Annotated in this window: 3 protein-coding genes; 2 read left to right on the top strand and 1 reads right to left on the bottom strand. The window is 35.1% G+C overall.

All coding sequences use genetic code 11. From position 1 onward, the window contains the following. The coding region (locus GNY06_RS14470) for a transposase (protein ID WP_262885048.1) at positions 1-222 on the bottom strand (222 nt) is incomplete at its 3' end. Positions 223-912: 690 nt separating this feature from the next. Here GNY06_RS14470 and GNY06_RS13375 point away from each other — a divergent pair. Continuing rightward, positions 913-3,765 (top strand): SusC/RagA family TonB-linked outer membrane protein, encoded by a 2,853-nt coding sequence (locus tag GNY06_RS13375; protein ID WP_166520549.1) that lies wholly within the window; start codon positions 913-915, stop codon positions 3,763-3,765. Positions 3,766-3,768: 3 nt separating this feature from the next. Continuing rightward, a complete protein-coding gene (locus GNY06_RS13370) occupies positions 3,769-5,178 on the top strand; it encodes a RagB/SusD family nutrient uptake outer membrane protein (protein WP_166520548.1) in 1,410 nt (469 codons plus the stop codon). Positions 5,179-6,102: the final 924 nt, after the last annotated feature.

The raw sequence follows: 6,102 nt of genomic DNA, 5'->3' as shown, positions 1-6,102 counted from the left end.
TCCGTCCAACTGAAGGCTTGACATATCCAATTTTCTTTTATTAAGAAGCAAAAGACCTATCCAAACCTTTCTGAAAGAGCCATCTTTGCTCCATTTATTGAAATAATAGTAAATGCTTTGCCAGCAGGTTTTCTCTTTGTCAAAATATTCTTTCAAACTTAATTCACGCCACTGACAGCCTGTTTTCAGGCGTTTTACAATAAGCTGAATTATTTTTACCAGATTATATCTCGTCGAAAATACTCTTTTTCCTTTGCTTAAATGAGTTAAAATCCATTGTTCTATTTTATCTTTGCTGAAGAGTTCCAGATTATTAGTTATTTGAATTGCAATACAAAATTGCTAATTTTCTCGGAACTCTTTTTGTGTAAATAAGTTTAAACAACTTCTTAATTAGCTTTTTGTGCATTTAGGAACTAAAAAAGAAAAAGCATTGTTTATTAGATTTAAAAAAAATCACATATTTAACTGGTCATTAGCTGATTAAATACGTTAACGATCTTATTCAAAACTACAAAATTATTTTAAAAGAATAGACAAACAGCAGTAGCTATAGTTTGATTAATTGTAATATTTTTACTGGGCTAAATTCTTCATTTTTCGTAAAATTATTTTTCTATTTTCTTGAGTCCGACAGCCAAATTATGTTTAGCAATTTTAAAATGATTTATAATTGCGTTGAGACCAATTATTTATTAATTATAAAAATATTTATTATATTTTCATAATTATAGTATTTTTTTTAATTACAAGTTTTTTATATATTCAATATACATTATATGTATATTGAATATATAAATCAATGATTAATAGATTTCTTTATTTTATTGTTATGTTATCTGTATAACTTTTGTTGTATAAAAAATATTTATCATATTTATGCAATTTTTTAAAAAAAATAAAGATTGTTGTATGGGTCAAAAATTACTAATACTGAGTGGAGGGCTCTTATTTTTGATAGGTCAAAGCACTTATGCTCAAAAGGCTAAAAAAGACACTGCTTCTACTCGAGAAATCGAGGAAGTTGTAGTTGTAGGTTTTGGTCAAAAAAGAACAGTAAAAGAGCTTACGGGATCGGTTGGAACGGTTTCAGGAAAAGCAATTCAAAGCAATTCTTCTGCGGCATCATTGGATAAAGCTTTATCCGGAAGAGTAGCAGGGGTGGTTACGGGCTCCGCATCTGGACAACCAGGAGGTGCGGCACGTATCCGGGTGAGAGGTGTTACATCTGTGAACGGAAATAGCGATCCTATTATTATTATAGATGGGGTTAGGGTGAGTCAAGGAGATTTAACGAACAATAGCTCAACAGCTAATATTTTAGCCAATCTAAACAGTTCGGATTATGAAAGTGTAACGATTCTAAAAGATGCTGTTTCTACGGCTGTTTATGGAGCTGATGCAGGAGCGGGGGTGGTGATTATCACGACCAAGGGAGGTCGAAAAGGAAAAACCCGAATGAGTGTTAGCTCTGAACAGGGTGTGGCATTTAGGGCTATAGAAGGCCCCAGAGCTTTAAATACAAGTGAGTGGCAAGGTCTTTTGGCTTCGGCCATATCTAACTATAGGTCGATTAGTCCATCAGAAGCTGTTCAATTGGCCAAAACGGGGAAATTAGGTTCGGACTTTTCCTCTATTTTTAATTCCACAGTGAATTCAGATTGGCGGGGAGCAACACAAAAAGAAGGGGGTGCATTTTTTCAGAATATGAATGCCTCCATGTCTGGGGGTACGGATAAGCTTACCTACTACTCCTCTTTAGGCTATTTTGATCAAAACAGTATTGTAAGAAATTCTTTTTTCAAAAGGATAACCAGTACGAACAAAGTCGATTTTAAAGCTTCTGACAAAATGAAGATCACTACAAATCTCCAATTGGCCTATAGCAATATGAATACCTTGGATAATGGGGGAGCCTATAATAACCCCATGCGCTATCTATTTAATAGACCCACTGACCCTATTTATAATGCAGACGGCAGCTATTATTTAGGTGATCCAAAAACAGGAAAACTTAGTAATGATCTATATAACGTAGCAGCTTTACAATCGTTAAATTACTCCAATGCAAAAACAGCAAGAGTGTTTGCGAACTTACAGGCGGAGTATAAAATCTTGCCAAATCTTGTCTATAGGTTTGTCTTTGCTCCCGAATATATTAATATTGAAGAAAATACCTATGATTCGCCCTTACACGGGGATGGCACTCCGCTCGGGGGACTGATGAAAGCATATAATACCCGATATTTTAATTTTAATGTTCAGAATATATTGAGTTATGATACCCGCTTGGGAGAGTCTCATTATTTTAATGCCAGTCTAATTCAAGAAGCATATAAATCGGATTTACGTCGTTTATTCGCTGAAAAGATAAGGGTGGGTGCTCCATTTTTACAAACATTGGATAGTTTCGTAATCACCAGTTCATCTGGAGGAAACAAAAGAGTTGCTTCAAGATCAGGATATGCAGTTATGTTGCATTATGATTATGATAAAATTTTCTTATTGGATTTATCCGGAAGAAGAGATGCGATGTCCAATCTATGGCCAGGGAAAAAGAATGGTAATTTTTGGTCGGCTGGTGCCGGTGTGGATTTAGCAAGATTAGAACCTTTTACGTCCTCTTCTGTACTTTCTCAGTTAAAAATATCGTTATCCTATGGTCATGTGGGCAATAATTTACAATCTTATCAAATTCCCTATGCCACCTATAGGTATGATAAAAACTATAATGGTGATGCGGCAGTAAGAGTTATAAATGTAGATAATCCCAACTTAACATGGGAAAAAGTGAATCCATTTAACGTGGGTATAGATGTGGGACTCCTTAAAAATAGAATTACATTCAGCGCTGCATATTTTCATAAAAAAACAACAGATCTCGTCTATAATTTACCCCTTTCACGAGCGCAGGGGTCTCGTTCAAAATTAACCAATGTGGGAGACATGGTGAATAAAGGTTTTGAATTTTCAGTTGTTGCTGATATTTTAAAAAACCGGAATGGATTAAATTGGCGATTGGGTTTTAATGCGAGTACATTGAATAATAAGATTACCAAATTGCTGGATCATTCCGATGTCATTACATCTTTTATGATTCTACGTGAGGGTGAAGCAGTGAATACTTTTTATATACCCAAATGGGCAGGTGTAGATCCGTCCAACGGAAACCCTCTATGGTATGTTAATGGTAAAAATGGAGAGACCACCTCTAATTATAATGAGGCTACAAAAGCTCCCCAAGGGACTACAACGCCTACCTTCTTTGGAGGGGTGGATACTTCTTTGTCTTACAAAGGGTTTTCTTTAGATGCCCAGTTAAGTTATGGTTTTGGTAACAAGATTTACGATGACAGGGGAAATTATTTATTTAGTGATGGTCAATATACACAAAATTATCCCGGATATGCTGCACAGTTGGATTATTGGACACCGACCCACCCTCATGCCCTGAATCCTAAACCTATATTAGGTGGAAATACAGGTACGGGGTCAGTTCCTGCAAATCAGATCTCGACTCGATTTTTATACCAAGGAGACTATCTAAGGTTGAGAACCCTTAAGCTCGCTTACAACTTTAAAGGGAAGACAATCAGAAATACGGGACTTTCTAATTTAGAGATCTATTTATTGGGCAATAATATATGGACATGGATGAGGGATAAAAACCTTCAATATGATCCCGATTTACAGTTGATGAGGTCTTCTAATTTAAATTTGCCACCAATGAAAACTTTTAGTTTAGGTGTTAATCTTTATTTTTAAATTATGAAAAAAAGCATAATAAATATTTTAATTACAGGATTGCTAATATTAATATTGGGTTCTTGTAGCAGAGACTTTGTTGAGACTAAATTTTATCAGGACAAAAAAGCGGGCCAGATTACCAGTCTTGCGGAACTCCATTCCTTTATGAGTGGTGTATATGTACAAATGAGAGTTCCAGCATATTATGGTGCTAATTTTCTTGCTTTTGGGGAAATGCATAGTGATGGAATGTTTGTAACAGGAAAAGGTGGACATTATGTCGGGGTAGCATCATATTCAATGAATTCTAATACTTCTAATGTAGTAAAAACCTGGGATGCTATGTATCAAACTGTGCGTCTTGCCAATGAGGTGATTAATGTCAAGAATGAGCAGTTTAGTGATTACTCCAAGGATCCCCAGGCTGTTATAGCGGCTGTTAACAACTATAAAGCTCAGGCTTATGCTGTGCGAGCGCAGGTGTTTTTTGATGTTTTAAGATTGTATGGGCAGAAATATACGAATGCTAGTAATTGGGGAGCTGTTTTACCCTTAACAGTAGATACCGATAGAAAACAAGCCCGAGCGACCATTGCTGAAACACAAGCCCAAATTGAAAAGGATTTTAAAAATGCATTAGAATTTATAAAAGACGTAAATGGGAGTCCCATCCGTCTAAATGAGACATCTATAAAGGCTTTGATGACCAGATATTATCTTTATAAAAAAGATTATGCTAAGGTTAGGCAGTTGGCAAACGATGTGATTGGAAAAAAGGTTTATAGTGTTCTTACAGCCAATAATTTATTGAAAGCCTATAAAACAGATCTCAATGAAGATTCAATTTTTGAAATCGCAGTGGGGGTTCAATCATCTAACGGAACTTCTAGTTATGACAGTTATTTGAATTCAGATGCTTATGCCAGTATTGGGGTACTGAACTCAACTTTGGATTTTTACGAACCGCAAGATATAAGATTAAAATTAATATATAAACATCCCAAGACGGGTAGATTGTATTTGGATAATAAATTTCCACGACATACAGGAGAAGGCAATATAAAGATGATGCGCTATGAAGAGTTGTTGTTAAACGCAGCCGAAGCAGAGCTTAACGGAGGTAGCTCTGCTAAAGCAATGGATTATTATAATCAGATACGAAAAAACAGGGGGTTAGCATCATCTTCCAAGGTAACGCTGGAAGATATAAAAAAAGAAAGAATGCGTGAGTTGCTAGGAGAAGGCTTCAGATTTTGGGATTTATTAAGATGGAATGCTGTTATACCATACTACGATCAGCGGGGAGATAGAATAGAGTCTCGGGATAAACAAATTCCAGATAATTTATTAGCTTTTCCTATTCCTTCAGGGGAGACGAACGTTAAAAACAGTCCTGTACAGCCAAACCCGGGTTACGATAATTTTAAATAAAGCCCTTTTAGCCTCACAGGAACAGACTAAAATAAATATATTTTAGATATCTAAACATTAGCTTTTCTTGGCTGTTATATCAGCATCCAAGAAAAGCTTTTTAAGTATATGTGTAGCTTGCGTATGTTTTTTAATTTAGTATTTAACTCATTTAAACTTTTAAAAGAATTAGAGTAAAAGCCCAATCATGACAATTGATCTACAATTATCCAATCTGAACAGGGGTGTTCTGAAGCTGTTGATCCATGCAAAACACGTTTCGTTTACAACACGTTCATTACAGCAGACTGCTGATTGAAAAATCATTTTTCTTCTGGCTTTCTTTTTTCTGTTCCAGATATTATTAGGGATATTAGGAATCCTATTGCTGGTTTGGATATCAGGTTATAGGTTTTATTTTTTTTATGTTGTAAATACTGATTTCTTCTGATCCTTTCACCAGACTGTGCGTGTTGTGTCTCCCATGTTTAATCTTTTCGGTGGGCAGACGATCTTTTTGAGCTATGGAATATCTTGTAAAAACGCCTCAACTGCAGTATTTTCGATAATGCTAATAAAGATTTTGTCAGCTTAAAGGCAATTTAAAGTCTTTGATATCAAAGAACAAAATTTATGGACGATATATCTGAAAATGCCTCCCAATTCACTAAATTATTCGCTTTTTTAAATTTTATTTTCTTGCGTAAAGCTCACGATAAGGGTTTGTAACCCCAAGATGTGAGCATTACGAGATCAAAAAAAGCGGTTGATATGATTGTATTAGAGCTATTCATAAGCTTTGCAGATATCATTTTTATACCCGTGGTTCATTTAGGATAAAAAAAAGGGAGCTGCTCATTATTAGCTAAATACCTAAATTTAATAGTCTAACAAACGATTAAATATGAACAGCTTTACCGCAAATTATGAAAAAATATTAGAGAT

The sequence above is a fragment of the Elizabethkingia argenteiflava genome (genome assembly GCF_009904105.1).
In the GTDB taxonomy this organism is placed as follows: Bacteria; Bacteroidota; Bacteroidia; order Flavobacteriales; family Weeksellaceae; genus Elizabethkingia; species Elizabethkingia argenteiflava.
The sequence above is the reverse complement of the archived record's forward strand: the minus strand, read 5'-3'. Positions and strand labels throughout refer to the sequence as shown.

Excerpts from the sequence above, each read along its gene's own strand:
- GNY06_RS13375 (WP_166520549.1), top strand. The coding sequence starts at position 913 with ATGGGTCAAAAATTACTAATACTGAGTGGAGGGCTCTTATTTTTGATA.
- GNY06_RS13370 (WP_166520548.1), top strand. The coding sequence starts at position 3,769 with ATGAAAAAAAGCATAATAAATATTTTAATTACAGGATTGCTAATATTA.